Origin of the sequence: Sulfitobacter sp. W002 (genome assembly GCF_025142135.1) — a bacterium.
Classification (GTDB): domain Bacteria; phylum Pseudomonadota; class Alphaproteobacteria; order Rhodobacterales; family Rhodobacteraceae; genus Sulfitobacter; species Sulfitobacter profundi.
Window position 1 is genome coordinate 1 of the sequence record NZ_CP081126.1, and the last position, 20441, is coordinate 20441.

Consider the following 20441-nt stretch of genomic DNA (forward strand, 5'->3'; position numbering starts at 1 on the left):
ATGACATTAGATCACTGGGGCGAGATCAAAGAGCGGCTTCTAAAGACAGTGGGGCAGAACAACTACACCACCTGGATTGAACCGCTTGTGCCCGGCGCTGTTGAAGACGGAATCGTGACACTCAAAGTGCCGACAAATTTCTTCGGGAATTACGTCAGCCAGAACTTCTCGGATCTGATTCTGCATGAGATCAACACGGCGGGCACCGATGCCACCCGTTTGAACTTCGCCTTGAATCAGCAGCCCAGCCCTGCCGCCGAAAAGCCTGCCCCGGCTGCGCGTCAGACCACGGCTGCCGTGAAACCCGCCGCCAACACCCAGCTGAGCACCGCCCCGCTTGACCCGCGCTTCAGCTTTGACAATTTCGTCGTCGGCAAGCCCAACGAACTGGCCCACGCTGCCGCCCGCCGCGTCGCCGAAGGCGGCCCGGTCACCTTCAACCCGCTGTTCCTGTATGGCGGCGTTGGTTTGGGTAAAACGCACCTCATGCACGCCATCGCGCGCGAATTGCACGCGCGTAAGCCTGAGATGAATGTGCTCTACCTCTCGGCCGAGCAGTTCATGTACCGTTTCGTTCAGGCGCTGCGCGACCGCAAGATGATGGACTTCAAAGAGATCTTCCGTTCGGTCGACGTGCTGATGGTCGATGACGTGCAGTTCATTGCGGGCAAGGATTCCACCCAAGAAGAGTTCTTTCACACGTTCAACGCGCTTGTGGACCAGCACAAACAGATCATCATCTCTGCCGACCGCGCACCGGGGGAGATCAAAGACCTCGAAGACCGCGTGAAGTCGCGCCTGCAATGCGGCTTGATCGTTGACCTGCACCCGACGGACTATGAACTGCGTCTCGGCATTCTGCAAAGCAAGGTTGAAGTGCAGCGCAAGACCTACCCCGACCTCGAAGTGGCCGATGGCGTGCTGGAATTCCTGGCGCATCGCATCACCTCGAACGTGCGTGTCCTCGAAGGCGCGCTGACCCGGCTCTTTGCTTTCGCCTCGCTCGTGGGCCGTGAGATCGACATGGGTCTGACGCAGGACTGTCTGGCCGATGTGCTGCGCGCCTCCGAGCGCAAGATTTCGGTCGAGGAAATCCAGCGCAAGGTATCGGACCATTACAACATCCGCCTGAGCGACATGATCGGCCCCAAGCGTCTGCGCAGCTATGCCCGCCCGCGTCAGGTGGCGATGTATCTGTGCAAGCAGATGACCAGCCGCTCCCTGCCCGAAATTGGCCGCCGCTTTGGCGGGCGCGACCACACCACCGTCATGCACGGGGTGCGCCGCATCGAAGAGCTCAAGGTCTCGGACGGGCAGATCGCCGAGGATCTGGAACTGCTGCGCCGGGCGCTCGAATCCTAAGCTGAGCGGCCTGAGGGGTTGTCCTCAGGACACGGTTAAACAGCGATCGGGGGCGCAGCTTGCGCCCCTCTTGCATTCACTTAAACAAAGCCACAAAAGTTCTTGTGTAAGCGTGGGAACCGGGTAGTTTGCCTCTCCCGGCAATCGGTATGGGAGAAGGCATATGAAATTCAGCATCGAACGCGCGGCACTGCTCAAGGCCGTTTCGCAAGCCCAATCCGTGGTCGAGCGCCGCAACACCATTCCGATCCTCGCCAACGTGCTGATCGAGGCCGAGGACAGCGATGTCTCCTTCCGCGCCACCGATCTGGATATCGAAGTGGTCGACAAGGTCGCCGCGCAGGTTGAGCGCGCTGGCGCCACCACCGTTTCGGCCACGCTGCTGCACGAAATCGTGCGCAAACTGCCCGATGGCGCGTTGATCAGCCTGACCGCCGATACCGCCGCTGGCCGCCTGACTGTCGAAGCGGGCCGCTCGAACTTCTCGCTGGCGACCCTGCCGCGTGAGGACTTCCCCGTCATGGCGTCCTCGGAATATGCCTCGAACTTCGCGGCCCCTGCCCCGGTGCTGCGCCGCTTGTTCGACAAGTCGAAATTTGCCATCTCCACCGAAGAGACGCGCTATTACCTGAACGGTGTCTACCTGCATATCGCGGATGCCGAAGGCGGCAAGGCCCTGCGCTGCGTGGCGACCGATGGTCACCGTCTCGCCCGGATCGACGCCGAGATGCCCGAGGGGGCATCCGAGATGCCCGGCGTCATCGTGCCGCGCAAAACCGTGGGCGAATTGCGCAAGTTGCTGGATGATGACGAGATGGAAATCGCGGTTTCCGTGTCAGAGACCAAGATCCGTTTCGCCACCCCCGCCATCACCCTGACCTCCAAGGTCATCGACGGCACCTTCCCCGATTACACGCGTGTGATCCCGCAGGGGAACACCCGAAAGATGGAAGTCGACGCCGCGGATTTCGCTCGTGCGGTGGACCGTGTGGCGACCGTGAGTTCCGAGCGTTCGCGCGCCGTGAAACTGCAGCTGGACGAAGACCGTCTGGTGCTATCCGTCAACGCGCCTGACAGCGGTGCCGCCGAAGAAGAGCTTGCCGTGGCCTATGCCGACGAGCGGCTGGAGATTGGTTTCAACGCGAAATACCTGCTTGAGATCGCAAGCCAAGTGGACCGCGAGAACGCCGTCTTCCTGTTCAACTCCTCTGGCGACCCGACCCTGATGCGCGAAGGCAATGACACTTCGGCGGTCTACGTCGTCATGCCGATGCGCGTGTGAGTTGGGCGGGAATTTTTGAAATTCCCGCGCCGTTTTCTTTCAAAGAAAACGGGGTCTGAATGGCGCAGCTGTATCTTTCCAACCTCGGCCTCTCGCATTTCCGCTCGCACCGCCGGGCGGTGATCGACGTAGATGCGCGCCCCGTCGCGCTCTATGGCCCCAATGGCGCGGGCAAGACCAATATCATCGAAGCGATCTCGCTGCTGTCGCCGGGTCGCGGGCTGCGCCGCACCAGCGCGCAAGATATGGCACGGCGGCCCGAGGCTTTGGGCTGGAAGGTGACCGGGCTGCTGCACGGCCCCACGGTGCTGCATGAGGTCGACATCTGGTCCGAAGCGGGCGCGGCCCGGCAGACCAAGATCGACGGCAAGGCGTCCGCCCAAACGGCGCTTGGTCGCATTGCCCGCGTGCTCTGGCTGATCCCCGCCATGGACCGGCTTTGGATCGAAGGCGCCGAGGGGCGGCGGCGCTTTCTTGACCGGGTGACGCTTTCGATGCTGCCCGACCATGCGGACCTGTCACTGAGCTACGAGAAAGCCATGCGCGAGCGCAACCGGCTGCTCAAGGACATGGTGCGCGAGCCTGCGTGGTACACAGCGCTTGAGACCCGAATGGCTGAAACCGGGGCGCAGATTCACGCCAACCGCCTACAGGCGCTGGCAGCCCTTGAGGCGGCGCAGGCAGAGGCCCAAACCGCTTTCCCCATCGCGATGCTGTCGCTGCTGAACGACATGCCCGAGAGCGCCGATGCCCTGCGCGCCGCGCTCTCGGACAACCGCATGCGCGACCTTGCCGCCGGGCGCACGCTCATCGGCCCCCACCGCGCCGATCTGGAGGGCACCTATGCCGCCAAGGGCATCGCCGCGCGGGACTGCTCCACCGGAGAGCAGAAGGCGCTGCTGGTCTCGCTCATCCTTGCTAATGCCCGCGCCATCGCCGCCGACTTCGGCGCGCCGCCGCTGCTGCTACTGGACGAGGTCGCCGCCCATCTCGACGCGAGCCGCCGCGCGGCGCTTTACGACGAGATCACCGCGCTTGGCGCGCAGGCGTGGATGACCGGCACCGGCCCTGAACTGTTCGAGAGCCTTGGCGCGCGGGCGCAATATGTCGAGGTCACCGAAGAGGATGGCCTTTCGCAGGTGGAGCGGCAACCGTGACCCTTACCCCCGCCGATCTGTTGCTTTACTGCGGCGCGCTGCTGATCCTTTTCCTCACCCCCGGCCCAGTTTGGCTGGCGATGATGGCCCGTGCGCTTTCGGGCGGGTTTCAGGCGGCATGGCCGCTGGCGCTCGGTGTGGCGATTGGGGACATGCTTTGGCCGCTGGTGGCGGTGCTGGGGATCACATGGATCGTCTCGGCCTTTGACACGGTGATGGAGGTGCTGCGCTGGACTGCGGCGCTGGTGTTCATCGCCATGGGGATTGGCCTGATCCGTCAGGCGGGTGCGCAAATCAGCACCGACAGCCGCCTCACCCGCCCCGGGATGTGGTCGGGTTTCGTCGCGGGGCTGGTGGCGATCCTCGGCAATCCCAAGGCGGTCCTGTTCTACATGGGCGTGCTGCCCGGCTTCTTTGACCTGCGCCAAGTCACCGGCCCCGACATCGGGCTAATCCTCGCCGCCTCGGTCATCGTGCCGCTTATCGGCAACCTTGTGATCGCGCTGCTGGTGGGCCGCCTGCGCGGTTTTCTGACCGCCCCGCGCACCCTGCGGCGGATCAATCTGATCTCGGGCGGGATGCTCATTTTCGTGGGGCTGATCATCCCCTTCACCTGACACAAAATCTTGTGTCATTCGCGTGACAATGCCGGGCGAAAACACTATAAATCGGGCAAACGAGAAGGGTTATTTCCGCATGTCCGATACCGCGCAGACACCACAGGAATACGGCGCCGATTCCATTAAGGTTCTCAAAGGGTTGGAGGCTGTTCGCAAACGCCCCGGCATGTATATTGGGGACACCGATGACGGCTCGGGCCTGCACCACATGGTCTATGAGGTCGTGGACAACGGCATCGACGAGGCGCTGGCCGGTCATGCCGACGCGGTAACAGTCACGATCCACGAGGACTCCAGCGTCTCGGTCAGCGACAACGGCCGCGGGATTCCGGTAGGCATCCACGAAGAAGAAGGCGTTTCCGCCGCCGAGGTCATCATGACCCAGCTGCACGCGGGCGGCAAATTCGACAGCAACTCCTACAAGGTCTCAGGCGGTCTGCACGGGGTTGGCGTTTCGGTCGTGAACGCCCTCTCGGACTGGCTGGAACTGCGCATCTGGCGCGAGGGCAAGGAACATGTCGCACGGTTTGAGGGTGGTTTTACAACCAAGCACCTCGAAGTCGTGGGCGAGACGGACCGCACCGGCACCGAGGTCCGCTTCATGGCCTCGACCGAGACTTTCTCGAACCTCGAATACAGTTTCGAAACGCTGGAAAAACGCCTGCGCGAACTGGCCTTCCTGAACTCCGGCGTGCGGATCATCCTGAACGACGAACGCCCCGTCGAGCCGCTGCGGACGGAGCTGTTCTACGAAGGCGGGGTGAAAGAATTTGTTAAATACCTCGACCGTCACAAGTCTTCGGTCATGCCCGAGCCAATCTTTATCACCGGTGAGCGTGACGACATCGGCATCGAAGTGGCGATGTGGTGGAACGACAGCTACCATGAGAACGTACTGCCCTTCACCAACAACATTCCACAGCGCGATGGCGGCACCCATATGGCGGGCTTTCGCGGCGCGCTGACGCGGACGATCAATAGCTACGCCCAGACCAGCGGCATCGCCAAGCGGGAGAAGATTAACTTCACCGGTGACGACGCCCGCGAGGGCCTGACCTGCGTGCTGTCCGTCAAAGTGCCGGACCCAAAGTTCTCTTCGCAAACCAAGGACAAGCTGGTGTCTTCCGAAGTGCGCCCGGCTGTCGAAGGTCTGGTGAACGAAAAGCTCGCCGAGTGGTTCGAAGAGAACCCCAACGAGGCCAAGCAGATCGTCGGCAAGATCGTCGAGGCCGCACAGGCCCGCGAAGCTGCCCGCAAGGCGCGCGAGTTGACCCGCCGCAAATCCGCGATGGATGTGAACTTCCTCGCCGGGAAGCTCAAGGACTGCTCGGAAAAAGACCCGTCCAAAACCGAAGTCTTCCTCGTCGAGGGTGACAGCGCCGGTGGCTCCGCCCAGACCGGCCGCGACCGGCAAACGCAAGCGATCCTGCCGCTCAAAGGTAAAATCCTCAACGTTGAACGCGCCCGGTTTGACCGGATGCTGGGCAGCCAAGAGATCGGCAACCTCGTCATGGCGCTCGGCACTGGCATTGGGCGGGATGAGTTCAACCTCTCCAAACTGCGCTACCACAAGATTGTCATCATGACCGACGCCGACGTCGACGGGGCGCATATCCGCACGCTCCTGCTGACCTTCTTCTACCGCCAGATGCCCGAACTCATCGAGAACGGACACCTCTACATCGCGCAACCGCCGCTCTACAAAGTGTCGCGCGGCAAGTCCGAGGTCTATCTCAAGGATGAGGCTGCAATGGAGGAATATCTGATCCAGCAGGGCGTCGACGGTGCCATGCTGCGCCAAGGCAACGGCGAAGAGATCACCGGCCAAGACCTCACCCGCGTGGTCGACATGGCGCGCCAACTCAAGCGCGTGCTGGAAGCCTTCCCAACCCATTACCCGCGCCATATCCTTGAACAGGCCGCCATCGCCGGGGCCTTTGTCGATGGCGCGGTGGACAGCGACCTGCAAGGCGTGGCCGACAAGGTCGCCGACCGTCTGAACCTGATCGCGCTGGAATACGAGCGTGGCTGGCAGGGCCGCATCACCCAAGATCACGGCATCCGCCTCGCCCGCATCCTGCGCGGCGTAGAGGAGGTACGCACGCTTGATGGCCGCATGATGCGGTCGGGCGAGGCGAAGAAATCCGGCAGCTTCACCCAGCACCTGCAAGATGTCTATGACCAGCCCGCCAAGCTGATCCGCAAGGACCGCAGCCAGATGATCTATGGCCCCATGGACCTGCTCGGAGCGATCCTCGCCGAAGGCGAAAAGGGCCTGTCGTTGCAGCGCTACAAAGGTCTGGGCGAGATGAACCCGGATCAGCTGTGGGAAACCACCCTAGACCCCGATGCACGCACGCTGCTGCAGGTCCGCGTAGAGGACATGGCCGAGGCGGATGATCTCTTTACCAAGCTGATGGGGGATGTGGTCGAGCCACGGCGCGAGTTCATTCAGCAGAACGCGCTGAGCGTGGAGAACCTGGATTTTTAAAGGGGGGAAGTAGGCAGGCGCAAAGACGCGCTTTCGCTCTGCTCAAATTCTTGAAACGGATATCCGCCGCGTAGCTCAGACAGCTACGCGGCGGATTTGTTTATATCAGGCTAGTTACCCGATGATGCCATTCAGCGTTTCGGAGGGGCGCATCACGCGGGCGGTTTTCTCGGCGTCGGTGTGGTAGTAGCCACCAAGATCGACAGCAGCACCTTGGGCCGCAGCAAGCTCGGACAGGATGTCAGCTTCCTTGGCGGCAAGCTCTTTGGCGATGGGCGCGAACTCTGTGGCGAGTTCCGCATCATCACCCTGCGCGGCCACCGCTTCTGCCCAGTAGCGCGCGAACCAATAGTGGCTGTCGCGGTTGTCGGGCTCACCCACCTTGCGCGAAGGAGAACGACCGTGGTCGAGGATGCCCTGCGTCGCGGTCTCGACCGCTTTGCCCAACACGCGCGCCTTCTCGTTGCCGCGTGCGTCGGCGAGGAACATCAAGCTTTCGCCAAGCGCGCAGAACTCGCCAAGGCTATCCCACCGCAGGTGATTTTCTTCGACCAACTGCTGCACGTGCTTGGGGGCCGAACCGCCCGCGCCGGTTTCAAACAAACCGCCGCCGTTCATCAGCTTCACGATCGATAGCATCTTGGCAGAGGTCGCCAATTCCAAGATCGGGAAGAGGTCGGTCAGGTAATCGCGCAGCACGTTGCCGGTGATGGCAATCGTGTTCTCGCCTTTGGTGATGGTCTCAAGCGAGGCGCGGGTGGCTTCGCGGGGGGCCATGATCTCGAACTTATCGGCCACGCCTTGGGCCTCAAGGATCGGCTTCACGTAGGAGATCAGTTCGGCGTCATGGGCGCGGCTTTCGTCCAGCCAGAAGATCGCCCGGCAGCCTTCGGCCTTTTGACGCGAGATGGCGAGGTTGACCCAATCTTCAATCGGCGCCTTGCGTGCGGAGGAAGAGCGCCAGATATCACCGGCCTCGACCTTGTGCTGGTGCAGCACAGTGCCATCGTCGAGGATCATCTTGACGGTGCCCGCCTCAGCCAGCTCAAACGTGGTGGGGTGAGAGCCGTATTCCTCGGCCTTTTGCGCCATCAGGCCGATGTTCTGCACCGTGCCTGCGGTCGCTGGGTCAAGCTTGCCGTTCTCTTTGAAGAAGTTGATCGCCTCGTCATAGACCGGCGCATAGGAGTTGTCGGGGATCACGCAATTGGCGTCGTGTTCCTTGCCGTCCGGGCCCCAGCCTTTGCCGCCAGCGCGGATCAGCGCGGGCATCGAGGCGTCGATGATGACATCGGACGACACATGCAGATTGGTGATGCCCTTGTCGGAATCGACCATATACATCGGCGGACGGTCGTCCATGCAGGCGTCGATATCGGCCATGATCTCGCTCTCGCCTTTCACGCGCTCCAGCAGGTCGCCGAGACCGGAATTGGGGTTCACGCCCAGTTCCTTGAGCTTTTGCCCGTGCTTTTCAAACACCGGCGCAAAGTAGGCTTTGACCGCGTGGCCGAACAGGATCGGGTCAGAGACCTTCATCATCGTGGCCTTGAGGTGCAGCGAGAAGAGAATGCCGTCTTCTTTGGTTTTCTCGATCTGAGCGGCGAGGAATTCTTTGAGGGCCGCAGCGCTCATGAATGTCGCGTCGACGACGGTGCCTGTGGGGTAATCAAGGCCGTCTTTCAGCACCTTCTCACCATCCGCGGTCTCTAACACGATTTTCGCGCCGGAGGCTTTGTCGAGCGTGGCGGAAACTTCGTTAGAGAAGAAGTCATTGCCGGACATCGACGATACATGCGTCTTGCTGTCCGACTGCCAGTTGCCCATGCGGTGCGGGTTGGACTGGGCAAAGCTTTTGACGGCCTTGGCCGCGCGGCGGTCAGAGTTGCCTTCGCGCAGGACCGGGTTCACAGCCGACCCTTTGATGCCATCATATTTGGCGCGCACGGCCTTTTCCTCGTCCGTGCTGGGCTCTTCTGGATAGTCGGGCAGCGCATAGCCTTGGGCCTGAAGCTCTTTGATCGCCGCGACCAGCTGCGGCACAGATGCAGAGATGTTCGGCAGCTTGATGACATTCGCTTCGGGCGTTTTTACCAGACGGCCCAGTTCGGCCAGATCGTCGGACTGACGCTGTTCCTCGGTCAAGTGCTCGGGGAAAGTCGCGAGGATACGGCCCGCGAGGCTGATGTCTTTCGTGCCGACGCTCACACCGGCGGCTTCGGCGAATTTCTTGATGATCGGCAACAGCGACGCAGAGGCCAGCTCCGGCGCTTCGTCAACTTTGGTGTAGATGATATCGGACATGATTGCTCCAAATTGCTGCATTTGCTGCCCTGATAGCGGAAGAGGCGGCGAAGGTCGACGGTATACCGCAGTATGCGGTAGGGTCGTTTCGGGAAAATATGCGGAACTAGCGGATTTCAGCCTTTCGGCATGCTTCGATGGAGCGCATCCCCCCGGGTCCTGCGCCTGTGTCTCAGCGGGTCACGCTGCGCGTTTGCAGAATCTGCATCCCGATGGCCATGGCCGGACCGATGCCGACCGCGAAAAGCAGCGTGCCAAGGCCCAGCGTCCCGCCCAAGGCCCAGCCAATCGCCACGACCGATAATTCGATGCTCATGCGGACAAGGGCGATGGGTTTGCCCGTCACCCGCTGCAGCCCCGTCATCAGCCCATCGCGCGGGCCGGGGCCGAGGTTGGCCACAAGATAAATCGCGCCGCCAAAGCCGGTCACGAAGACGCCGGTCAGCGCCAGCATTACATTGGCCAGATAGCTGTCAAACTGCGGCAGGATCGGCAAGGCATATTCCAACACCAGTGCTACGATCACCGCGTTCAGAATGGTGCCGATGCCCGGCGTCTGGCGCAGCGGAATCCAAAGCAGCAGCACCGTGGCGCTGATAAGGAACGTGGCCAGCCCAAGGCTCCAACCCGTAATGTTGGTCACCCCTTCGGCAAAGACGGTCCAAGGGCTGACACCGACGCCTGCATTGACCAAAAGCGCTTCGCCCAAGCCGAACATGACCAGCCCGAGGACCAGAAACACCATCGAGGCAAAGGGCGGCTTGAGGGTAAACGCCTTCGGCGAACTCCAGCGCAATGTCGGGACAGAGGTGACAGACAGGAAACTCACGGGCGGCGCGACCTTTGGCGATGCATTCAGGATGCATCCTTGTTCCAGTTTACGCCAAACCCGGCAAGGTCAATCCACCGCCAACTCAGCGCCAGCGGGGGAAGCCGAAAGTCATGTAATCTTTTTGATAGGCATCCGCCGTCAGCGCCTCGATCTCGTCGTCATAGATATCGGCGAGCGTGAAGGGACCGGGTTCCGCCGCCGCAGCCACGGCGGGGGTGGTCACATGACCTTGGCCCGCGGCCAAAGCGGGCAGCTCACTGGCCAGCTCCTCTTCGCGGATGATGCGATCCGGCAGGCAGAACTCGCCGAACCCCGCGATGGCTTGGGCCTGAGAGCACCATGCCGCATCCACCCGGATCGACGTCTGACCGGCCAGATTGCCTTTGAGAAATTTCAGAAAGGCGACAAAGGCGGTGCGATGTGCGGCATGGTCATAGCCAGCAACGGGGCCATCTTTCGGCAGCGGCATCTTGTAGCGGCGCATCAGCGTGTTGCGCAATTGGCGATAGCTGCCCTCGCCCGTGGTCAGGATGTGGCGGCAAAAAGCATCATGCGCCCGTAGAGCGGGATGGCGCAGCACGGTAAAGCCACGATGCCCCGGCGTTTTGCGCTTCCACTGACGCAGATCTTTTTGCGACATCTTATCGCGCAGCGCCTCGCGCGGGACACCATCAAGAGCAGCCAGCCAATCCAACACCTGATCCTGCGGCCCGGATTTGATCGGGAGATAGATCAACCCGCTGGTCGCCGCCGCCACGTAGGAAGGCACATTCGGCCCGCGCCGCGGCTCGAAATTGGGGGTGCGTGTCAGATCGAAACGGTCCAACCGCGCCAGCGCCTCTAGCATCTCGTCATAGTTGCTGACCTTGGCCGAGATCGGGCTGGGGTTCTGCTTCTTGAGGTTTTTGTCCAGCGCCTCCAACTGCTCATCCACGCCAAGATAGCGCGCAAGGCCGTTCATCACCTCAACGCTTTGTAGGTCTTCGTATGCCACGTAAAACGCCGTTTGGCCCGAAGTCTGCAAGCGGTTCAGTAGCGTGATCTGAAAGCGCTGCAAGGCGTCCAGATGTGTGCTGAACTCATCGGCGTCAAAGACCGCCTGCGCCACCTTCTGCGCCTTCATATCGGTCAGTTTCCACTGCCCGGTCGCCTGCGCGATCTTCCAACTCACGTAGCTGTCGACCGGATTGCGGGTCAGCACGATTTTCGCGCAGCGCTGGTCTTTGATAATGGTATCAAAGACGCGCGGATCGTGATCGTGGAAATACCGAAAACCGCCCAAGGCATCCTGTTGTCCCCGGATGGCGGAGAGCAGCTTTTGGGGGTTTTCGTCCCGCGTGGCCTGATCGACCCCTAAGATCGGCTCGCTTTTGGGATAGCCCATAAAGAAAGGGTTAAAAGCCTCTCCATGACAGGCGATCCCCGCGAAAGCGTTTAGGTTCGCCTCCAGAAAGTTAGACCCGGTTCGCATCTCGGCGAAGACCACGAAACTGTCGAATTTATCGCGCATGGGTTATTTCACCAGATAGGGTTTGGGAGAGGGTTTGGCATCGGCACTGCCGCCGCGGGCGACAGGGAAATCGCCGACCAAATAGGGGTGCATGCCTTGGTTCTTGAGGTTCTGCAGGAACTGGCCGAAACCGTTCAGATCAACCATGCGAGGCGCCTCTGACAGGCGGCGCAGGCGGGGGCGGCCAATCTCACCCAGGATATCTTGCAGCGGCTCCATCGGCGCTTCGATGAAATCCGCCATGGTCCAGACCCGCACGCGCGCCTTGGTATAGGGCGAGTGCAGCACATCCAAATGCGTGCTTTCCGTCTTTTGCAGCTTGGCCGCCAGACGGCGTATATCGGCGAAATCGAGGTTCGAGCGGAACAGCGGCACTGCCCAAGCGCCGGTGATTACCGAAATATGCGCATTCGGGTCTTTGGCGATGCGCCAATTGATGTCTTGGTTGTCCATCGGGCCGAACTGAAAACACTGGCGTTCGCCACGGGTGTTCCAGATCAGGTTGGTCAAAAACGCGCTGGCATTGTGATCGCGCAGCACCGGATTGTCCGACAAGGCACCGTTCAACGCGGTCTGCCCGTCGGCGAAATGAACTCGGTCGGGCGCAAAGAGATGCCCATGCACGCGCCCCCCGCTGGCACGGCTCAGCCAATGTTCGAAATCCTCAAAAATCTCGGCAAAGCCCTGAAACACAGAATAGGGCGCAGCGGTGACGCCATTCTCCCAATCCTCATTGGGAAAGCGGCTTTGCATATAGAGCCCGGCCCGCCCACGGGTCCGTCGCTCCACGGCCTTGGCAAAGATGCGGTCGATCTTGCCGGGGTTCGGTTCGGACTTTTTCAGCGCACCGGCCGAATCCGTCAAAAACGCTTGATAGAGCCTGTCTGCATGGGGCCAAATCTTGCGTGCGACAAAGCAATCCGAACGGCGCAAAAGCTGCAGGTGATCGTCGTAAAAGATATGCGGTTTGCCCTGAAAATCGAACTTCGACAGGGTCAGCGACCGGCTCTCGATCTTGCTGGAATAGAGCCGCGTTAGGGTCTGGAAATAGCTTTCGTCCGGGATCCAGACATGGCGAAAGAACTTGTCATAGCTGGGCCGGTCCGGGTCTTGCAGGATCGCCGAGAGCGTGCGCCGGGTTAGGCACCACCATTGCGAGCCCATATGCGGGACGATCCCGCGCGGCATCCGACGTTTGAGCCGCAGCAGGCGCTGCATCTCGACCGCGCGGTCAAACAGATAGCGGTTGCGCCGCCAAGAGAAGGGGAAACGCAGGGTAAACCGCTCTTCATCCAGCCCGCCCACCGTCCAGGGTACATCCGCCGTGGTGGCGCTTTCGATGAAATCGGTCTGCGGGCGATCCTCAAGATAGTCGATCAATTCCTGCACCGGGCGCAGCGGCAGACAGGAACCCGAGGCCAGATAGACGTGGCGCACCTTGGGAAAGCGCGACAGCATCAATTCCGCCGCCCCCTGAGAGGCCGCAACGATCCCCCAAGTGCCCCATTCGCAGCGTTTGCGGGGGCTGAAACGCACATCCTTCAGGTCAGAGAGTGCCGCCACGAAAGCATCGTGCGCCCGCCGGGGCACGGCCTTGTCGATGTGGATCACCACCGGGCAGCCCGCAGCGGCCCAATGGCGCGCGACCTGCTCGGCCCGGTCAAAGGCGTTATGCACCAGCATGACGATCCCGACGCTCATGCCCAGTTCCCCTTGGACATCAGGCCGAGAATCTCAAGCTGCCGCCAGTTGATGTAGCGCTCCGACCACTTGCACCATAGCTGCGGGTCGTCCTTTAGCTGCGCGGCATAGGCTTTGTATTCCACCGAAGCCGCGTAATGCTCGCTGCGCTGCAACTCCTCCGCCGCCTTGGCGCCGAAGGTGTCGAGGAACTTGGCATGAAGCAGCACACCCGAGGCTTTCTCTCCGCCCCATTCGTCATAGACCTGATTAAGCCCGCGCGGCAGCAGCATATGGGTCGAACTGACATAGGCATAGCGCCGATCCCATTTGACCAGCGGTACTTTGTTCAGCGCCGGCGCCTTGGCGGGTTCATCTGGGAAGAACACCCGCGCCCGTGGCCCGCCCTGAATCCAGAGGTTCCCAAACCGCCGATTGCGCGAAATGGTGTAATTGCCGCTGTCGAACCACGACGCAATCTCAATTGGATTTTGGCCCGCTTGGTAGGGTTCTTCGTCAAGCCGACCCTTGGGATACATATCCAGCAACATCGCGGAAAAGCTTTTGATCGACGACGCGTCAAGCCAATCGGTCAGCGCCCGCAGGGGCCGCGTGTCGCAAAAGGGATAGACCAGAAATTCATCGGGATCGACCGTCAGCGCCCAGTGGCCATGGGCGTATTTCATCTGCAGCCAGTTCAGCCAATCGACGCCGAAGCGCGCGCGCTTGTAGCTGGCCTTGGCGCTCCAGACCGACACATCAGGTTGCTCGGCAAGATAGTCGAGCGAGCCATCCGTGCTGTCGTTATCGACGAAGAAGAAGTGTCCGACGCCCATCTCGCGGTAGTATTGCAGGAAATAGGGCAGCCGGATGCGTTCGTTGCGCTGTGTGCAGAACACAAGGATATCGTCGCGTTTGATCTGGGCGGTGCGGTTCGCTACGCGGGTCAACTCGCGCCGTTTGCGGAAGGCGCGGATGCGCCAGCGCTTGCGTTGCAGCCGCAATCGATATGACTGAATTAAGCCCAAACCGCCCCTTACCTATCGGATCTGACCGCTTCTCTACCGCGCTATCACGTCGACTTTAACACGGTCTTGAAGTGTTCGGCCCATGTTGGCGCGATAAAAGTCGTCGCGGGGCGCGGGTCTGGCACAGATGCGGCCCATTCTTCGATTGTTCTGATCCATGAATAGGGCTCGGACAGGGCCGCGTAAACGGCTTTGTCGCCCAAGACCTCGTGCAAGACCGGTAAATCGTTGCATAAAACACGCGTTCCAAGGCTTAGCGCCTCGGCCGGGGGCAGGCCGAACCCCTCTGCATGGCTGGGAAAAAGCATCCCTGCCGCGCCCTGCACCAATGCGGCCAATCCGGCGTCGCTGAGGCTTGAGAACTCGCGCACAGGGCCGCTCGGGGGCAGCCGATCAAGTCGGTCAAAGACCGCGCTGTTGTTCCACCCCCGAGCGCCGCAAATCAGCAGCAGCGGCGCGTTAGGGCCCATCTGCTGCCATAGGTCCAGCAAGAAACCATGGTTCTTGCGCGGCTCAATGGTGCCGACGACGACGAAATAGGGCGGCTTTGGCGGCAGGCCCGCAGGCAGTTCACCGCTATCGGGCGCAGGCAGATCAAGACCCAGATGCGCGACAACGGCAGGGGGAATCCGCCCCCGCATCTGCGCCTCGCTGCGCTGGCGCGTGTCCTGCGAGTTGTAGATCACCAGATCGGCCTGCGCAGCCACCCGGTCAATCTTGGCCCGAAACGGCGCGACCGTGCCGGGACGCTGGTAGGCGGGATGGTCTAGCGGAATCACGTCATGGATAAGAACCGCAATCCGTCCCTGCGCCTTTTTCACGGCACCCAGAACCCGGTCCGTCAAGTTGCTGTGGCCGACATTGAGATAGGCAAAGCCCGGTGGCAGATGCCGCGCGAGCAGTGACGGCAACCCGGCAGGCAGACACCGCCCCCTCGCCAAGCGCCTCAGGTCACTTTCCGCCCGTGTTAGAGCCACACTACGCCCCCGTGGCAAGCGCGACAGAAGGTCTGCCCGCCCCCAAGGGACCCGACCTTCAAGCCGATCATGAAAGCCCCGCATCCCGGCGCGGTCCAGCAAGACATAGCCCAAAGCCGTGCGCGCCACTCCAAAGAGCGGCGCGCCACCTGTCAGAAGATGTGAGAGATAGGCCAGTTCGACCCGATCAACCCCCGTCGCGCCCCGCCCGACCCGACGCAAACTGCGCGTCAAGTCCAAGAGCCGCGCGGCGGGTTCAGCCATCGTAGTGGCCGGTCTGGTGCCACTTCCAAGCGTCTGCAATCATCTTGTCCAAGGTCGAGCGTTTGGGCGCCCAGCCCAACTCCTCTTCCGCGCGGGAAGAGCCCGACACAAGTTTGGTACAATCCCCCGGACGGCGCGCGCCGATCTCATGGGGCACCGTTTGATTGGTCACGGCGCGGCTATGGTCGAGCACTTCACGCACCGAAAAGCCACTGCCGGTGCCAAGGTTGAACACGCGGCTGCCCTTCCCGTCCTGAAGCCATTTCAGACCCAAAACATGGGCATCGACCAGATCGCAGACATGCACATAGTCCCGAATACAGGTGCCGTCGGGGGTGTCATAGTCATCCCCGAAAACAGTCAGCGCCGCGCGTTTTCCGGCAATCGCATCCAGCATCAGGGGGATCAAATGCGTCTCTGGCTGATGGAACTCGCCCACTTCGCCTTCGGGGTCCGCCCCGGCCACGTTGAAATAGCGAAAGATCACATGCTGCAGCCCATAGGCCGCTTCAAAGTCGCGCAGGATGTCTTCGATCGCGCGTTTCGATGCGCCGTAGGCGTTGATCGGATATTGCGCGCTGTTCTCATCCAGCACGACGTTATCCTGATCGCCATAGGTCGCACAGGTCGACGAAAAGACGAAGCCTTTGCAGCCTGCGGCGACCGCCGCCTCGATCAGCGTGAGAGACCCGTTGACGTTGTTGCGCCAGTAAAGCCCCGGCTCCGCCATGCTCTCCCCCACTTGGCTGAGGGCGGCGAAATGCATCACCGCAATGGGCTGATGTTTCGCAAAGACCTCATCCAGCCGCGCGCGGTCCAGCAGATCGCCTTGCTCAAAGGGGCCGAATTTCACGGCATCGCGCCAGCCTGTCACCAGATTATCAAATGTGACGGGAATAAAGCCCGCCGCTTTCAATGCCTTACAAGCGTGCGAGCCGATATAGCCTGCCCCGCCCGTTACCAATACCTTTTCCATTTTGCGTTTTCCCGCCCTTACTGCGCGGCCCGGTCGATTTGGGAAATACTTTGCAGATAGGCCGAAAGATCGTCGCGCAATTCCTCACGGGCGAGACCAAAGGCCACGGTCGCTTGAAGAAAGCCCGCTTTGGAGCCGCAATCGAACCGCTGCCCGCGGAACCGGAAACCATAGACATCACGGCCTTGCTCGATCTCTTGGGCGATTGCATCGGTCAGCTGAATCTCACCACCCGAGCCGGATTTCAGTTTGTTGAGGTTCTTCAAAACGTTCGGCGAGAGGATATAACGCCCGATCACCGCAAGGTTCGACGGCGCTTCGTCGACGGCGGGTTTCTCTACCATCGCTTTGACCTTCACCATATCGCCGCGCTCTTCGCTGGTGTCGAGAATGCCGTAGGAAGACGCACGGGATGGCTCGACCTCCATCGCGGCGACCATGCTGCCGCCGGTTTCCTCATAGGCTTCGACCATCTGCTTGAGGCAGGGCTTTTCCGCCGCGATCACGTCATCAGGCAGCATGACGGCAAAAGGTTCATTGCCGATCAAACGGCGGGCGCACCAGACCGCATGGCCAAGACCAAGCGCCTTATGCTGGCGGATATATGCAATCGCACCGCTGTCCATATTGGTGCTTTGAAGCGTCTCAAGAAGCTCTGTCTTGCCCTTTTTACGCAACTCCTGCTCAAGCTGCGGGGCGTGGTCGAAATAATCCTCCAACGCGCCTTTGCCGCGCGAGGTCACGAAGATGAACTCTTTGATCCCGGCCGCCCGCGCCTCATCGATTGCGTATTGAACCAAGGGGCGGTCAACGAGGGTCATAATCTCTTTGGGCACCGATTTGGTGGCGGGCAGAAAGCGTGTCCCCATACCTGCGACAGGGAAAACCGCCTTTGTTACCTTCTTGCGCATGTTAATCCTTACAACTTATTCGAAAAATACAGAACGCCACGGTAAATCCACCTGCGTCTTTTTAACGGCTACGATCATCGCTGAAACCGCGCTGTCTGGCAACTCGCTTAACTTCTCTTTTCAGCCGATCACACCGCCGCCTTAAGCGAAAAACCGCGTCATCCCGGGCGGATTTTCCGAATATTCCACCTGTTTGCAGCCAAATAGCGTGGGTCGGATCAAAGGCAACGCGATGGTAGAGCGCCGTTGGCGAAAGGCTGATCAGGGTAACGATCTCTCCGGCTTGCGCCCGTTTTGCAGCTTTTGCCCGGTCCCGTGCCAGTTTTATAGGCCGGGTGAAGATCGCCACGCTGCGCCGCGCGCGGGCGGGGAAAGGGCGAAAGGGACTGTTGGCGACGTGCGGTACGCTGGTGCTGACGATTTGGCGCTTCAGCCCCTCGGCATGGCCTTCATCCAGTCTGCGCAACAAGCGGGGAACATCGCGCGGCTCTAACCCGCCGCTTATCAGGTGGCGCAGCAACCGGCGGCGCTCTGCCGCGCGAAGGTACGCCCATTGCGCGGCATGGTCCTGCGGGGGCAGATGTTTGCGATGGAACACGGCCCAGCTTGCCCCGATGTCGAAAAGATCACGTGGCACGCGGTTGGCGCTTCGCATTGTATTGGCGGCGAAACCGTGATGGACCTCGGCCAGCGGCACGATTGCGGTGGCATGGCCCGCCCGCGCCAGCCGCATGTTCAGGTCGGTTTCATCGAGATAGTAATGAAAGGCCGGGTCAAAACCGCCCATCTCCACCAAGACATCACGCCGAAAGGCCATATTGGTGCCTTCGGTTTTGATCGCCCCCCCGGGCGGGGGGGGCAGAATGCTGGGCGTTTCGGGGTCTACATCAAGGTTTTCCGGCTCTCCCAAAGCGTTCAGTTGGCGCGCGCGGTATTGGAACGAGATGCCGTTTCGCCCCCGGACGAAACCGGTCATCGCCGCGAGGTCGGGCCGTTGCGCAGGTTCCAGCAGGTGGCGCAGCCATAGCGGCTCTGGCACGGCATCATCGTCGATAAAGGCCACGACCTCTCCCGCGGCCTCAGCGATCCCAAGATTGCGCGCGGCAGAGATGTTCGGCCTGTCATAAGTGACCAGCTTTAGGGCCTCGGCAAAGGCCATGTCGCGGGCCACGGCGATCCCTGCGGGGTCGGCCACGACGATGACTTCGAAAGGGGCGTATTGAAGCTGCCCCACCCCCGTCAGACAGCGCCGCAATGCCTCGGGCCGGTTCCGGCTGACGATGACGATGCTGACAGGCACGCCGCTTTCCAGCGTGGCACTGACGGGGGTGGTGGTCATTCCAGACCCATTTTCGCCATCATGGCTTCGAGCTTCGGCACGTCTTCGGGGTTGTTCAATTCCCAGAACTCGCGCCCTTTGGCCTCGACCTCGGCGCAGAGCACCGGGCGGCCATTCTCAAGGAAACGAAGCTGTTCCAGCCCCTCCAACTGCTCCAAGGGGCCGACAGGCCAGTTGGGGTAGCGCGCCAGCGCGTCGGGGCGGTAGGCATAGACCCCGACATGATGGAAAACCGGGGTCATATCAGTCTCTGCGTAGGGCTTTCCGGTATAGGGAACGACCTCTTTCGAGAAATAGAGCGCTTGATTATCGGCTCCGAAAACCGCCGTCGTGCCCCCGACGCGGCCCGCTTTGCGGTCGCCCAAAAGACTGTTCAGCGTGGCACCGTCGCAACGCAGCACCGGGGTGGCAATCTCGGCATCGGGATTGTCTTTCAACCCCTGCACCAGCCCTTCGACGAACCAATGCGGCGTTAGCGGTGCGTCGCCTTGCAGGTTGACCACGATGTCATAGCCCCCGCCCAGCGCGGCATGAGCTTCGGCGCAGCGTTCGGTGCCGTTGGCGCAGGCTTCCGAAGTCATCACGACCTCGGCGCCGAAACCTTCTGCGGCCTCGCGAATGCGGTCGTCGTCGGTGGCCACCACCACACGATCGACGCCCGAAACCGCGCTGGCGGCCCGCCAACTGCGCTCGATCAGCGACTGTTTTTGCCCCGTAGCCCCGGTGAGGGCCACAAGCGGTTTGCCGGGATAGCGGGTGGAGGCATAGCGGGCGGGGATGACGATCAGAACAGACATCAGCCCGCCTTCAGCTCAACACCCGGTGCATGGGCGATGAAGAAGGGGTTGGCGAAATCTTCCTTGCCGTAGGCCAGCGGAGTGAGGTCATCGAAACGCACCACTGCGCCGCCTGCCCCGTTCAGCACCGCATGGCCTGCGGCGGTGTCCCATTCCATCGTGCGGCCCAAACGCGGGTAGAGATCGGCCTCTCCAGTCGCGACCAGACAGAACTTCAGCGACGACCCTGCCGAGGTCATGTCCCGCACGCCGTATTTGCCGATGTAATCGTCGGTCGCCTGATCGCGGTGGGATTTGGAAGCAACGACCATCAGGGCCGTGTTGTCTGGATTAGAGACTGAAATCGCCTTGGTTTCGCCAAGCTGCCCTTTGGCAAATGCGCCCGTCTCCTCGACCGATTGACCGTCGGCTTGGGTAAAGAACATCCGGGATTTCGCGGGGGCATAGACCACGCCGCGCGTCGGCACGCCGCCTTCCACCAGCGCGATGTTCACCGTGAAATCCCCGCGGCGGTGGACGAATTCCTTGGTGCCATCAAGCGGATCGACGATGAGAAATGTATCGCCCTTGGCAGTATGGGTCGCGGCCTGCTCTTCGGTGACCAGCATGACATCGGGAAAGGCAGCGCGAAGCCCTTCGGAAATGATCGCATCGGCGGCTTCGTCGGCGGCGGTGACGGGGCTGTCGTCGGATTTCGATTTCACCTCAAAATCATCCTGACCATAGATCTCCATGATCTTATCCCCGGCTTCCAATGCCAGCCGCCGCATTTCTGCGACCAATTTCTCGTAATCCATTTTGCCTCCGGCCCTGCGGGCTGTCGTTGCTTCAATTAACCGTTTCCCTTATGCTGTGCAGCTAACGGAACAGCAAGAATTCCGTGCCACGTTAGGGCTTCGTCAAGGACGCGC

Annotated in this window: 16 protein-coding genes; 5 read left to right on the plus strand and 11 right to left on the minus strand. The window is 61.2% G+C overall.

All coding sequences use genetic code 11. The features are described 5' to 3' along the window. The 5 genes from dnaA to gyrB all read left to right on the plus strand — a co-directional run bounded on the left by dnaA (position 1) and on the right by gyrB (position 6912). A complete protein-coding gene (gene dnaA / locus K3758_RS00005) occupies positions 1 to 1362 on the plus strand; it encodes a chromosomal replication initiator protein DnaA (protein ID WP_067622961.1) in 1362 nt (453 codons plus the stop codon). Positions 1363 to 1525: 163 nt separating this feature from the next. After that, positions 1526 to 2644, plus strand: a complete 1119-nt coding sequence (gene dnaN / locus K3758_RS00010; protein WP_259946677.1) for a DNA polymerase III subunit beta — start codon at positions 1526 to 1528, stop codon at positions 2642 to 2644. A 59-nt stretch (positions 2645 to 2703) separates the two neighbouring features. Beyond that, positions 2704 to 3801, plus strand: coding sequence for a DNA replication/repair protein RecF (gene recF, locus K3758_RS00015; RefSeq protein ID WP_259946679.1), 1098 nt, complete (start codon positions 2704 to 2706; stop codon positions 3799 to 3801). Further along, positions 3798 to 4418, plus strand: a complete 621-nt coding sequence (locus K3758_RS00020) for a LysE family translocator (RefSeq protein ID WP_067627029.1) — start codon at positions 3798 to 3800, stop codon at positions 4416 to 4418. The genes recF and K3758_RS00020 overlap by 4 nt, the downstream gene beginning before the upstream one ends. A gap of 79 nt (positions 4419 to 4497) precedes the next feature. Further along, a complete protein-coding gene (gene gyrB, locus K3758_RS00025; RefSeq protein ID WP_259946682.1) occupies positions 4498 to 6912 on the plus strand; it encodes a DNA topoisomerase (ATP-hydrolyzing) subunit B in 2415 nt (804 codons plus the stop codon). Between the two features lie 114 nt (positions 6913 to 7026). On the opposite strand, the gene K3758_RS00030 is transcribed toward gyrB, so the two are convergent. From K3758_RS00030 to cysQ, 11 genes are all read right to left on the minus strand, one after another. Further along, positions 7027 to 9216 (minus strand): NADP-dependent isocitrate dehydrogenase, encoded by a 2190-nt coding sequence (locus K3758_RS00030; protein WP_259946685.1) that lies wholly within the window; start codon positions 9214 to 9216, stop codon positions 7027 to 7029. A gap of 172 nt (positions 9217 to 9388) precedes the next feature. After that, complete coding sequence (locus tag K3758_RS00035; RefSeq protein WP_259946686.1) at positions 9389 to 10045, minus strand: YitT family protein; 657 nt, start codon at positions 10043 to 10045, stop codon at positions 9389 to 9391. Between the two features lie 85 nt (positions 10046 to 10130). Beyond that, positions 10131 to 11558: a sulfotransferase domain-containing protein gene (locus K3758_RS00040; RefSeq protein ID WP_259946688.1), complete on the minus strand. Its 1428-nt coding sequence runs from the start codon at positions 11556 to 11558 to the stop codon at positions 10131 to 10133. 3 nt (positions 11559 to 11561) lie between these two features. Next, positions 11562 to 13259, minus strand: a complete 1698-nt coding sequence (locus tag K3758_RS00045; RefSeq protein WP_259946689.1) for a beta-1,6-N-acetylglucosaminyltransferase — start codon at positions 13257 to 13259, stop codon at positions 11562 to 11564. After that, the gene (locus tag K3758_RS00050; RefSeq protein ID WP_259946690.1) at positions 13256 to 14242 is read right to left on the minus strand and encodes a glycosyltransferase family 2 protein; all 987 of its coding nucleotides are present in this window, start codon (positions 14240 to 14242) and stop codon (positions 13256 to 13258) included. Before K3758_RS00050 ends, K3758_RS00045 begins: the two co-directional genes overlap by 4 nt. A gap of 68 nt (positions 14243 to 14310) precedes the next feature. Next, positions 14311 to 15507 (minus strand): glycosyltransferase family 1 protein, encoded by a 1197-nt coding sequence (locus tag K3758_RS00055; protein ID WP_259946692.1) that lies wholly within the window; start codon positions 15505 to 15507, stop codon positions 14311 to 14313. After that, positions 15500 to 16483, minus strand: a complete 984-nt coding sequence (gene galE / locus K3758_RS00060) for a UDP-glucose 4-epimerase GalE (RefSeq protein WP_259946694.1) — start codon at positions 16481 to 16483, stop codon at positions 15500 to 15502. The genes K3758_RS00055 and galE overlap by 8 nt, the downstream gene beginning before the upstream one ends. 17 nt (positions 16484 to 16500) lie before the next feature. Next, positions 16501 to 17394, minus strand: a complete 894-nt coding sequence (galU, locus tag K3758_RS00065) for a UTP--glucose-1-phosphate uridylyltransferase GalU (protein WP_067916371.1) — start codon at positions 17392 to 17394, stop codon at positions 16501 to 16503. Positions 17395 to 17455: 61 nt separating this feature from the next. Next, entirely contained in the window at positions 17456 to 18733 is a 1278-nt protein-coding gene (locus tag K3758_RS00070; RefSeq protein WP_259946696.1) for a glycosyltransferase family 2 protein, read from the minus strand. Further along, the gene (locus K3758_RS00075; protein WP_259946697.1) at positions 18730 to 19530 is read right to left on the minus strand and encodes a 3-deoxy-manno-octulosonate cytidylyltransferase; all 801 of its coding nucleotides are present in this window, start codon (positions 19528 to 19530) and stop codon (positions 18730 to 18732) included. Before K3758_RS00075 ends, K3758_RS00070 begins: the two co-directional genes overlap by 4 nt. Further along, positions 19530 to 20327, minus strand: coding sequence for a 3'(2'),5'-bisphosphate nucleotidase CysQ (gene cysQ / locus K3758_RS00080; protein ID WP_120349759.1), 798 nt, complete (start codon positions 20325 to 20327; stop codon positions 19530 to 19532). The genes K3758_RS00075 and cysQ overlap by 1 nt, the downstream gene beginning before the upstream one ends. Positions 20328 to 20441: the final 114 nt, after the last annotated feature.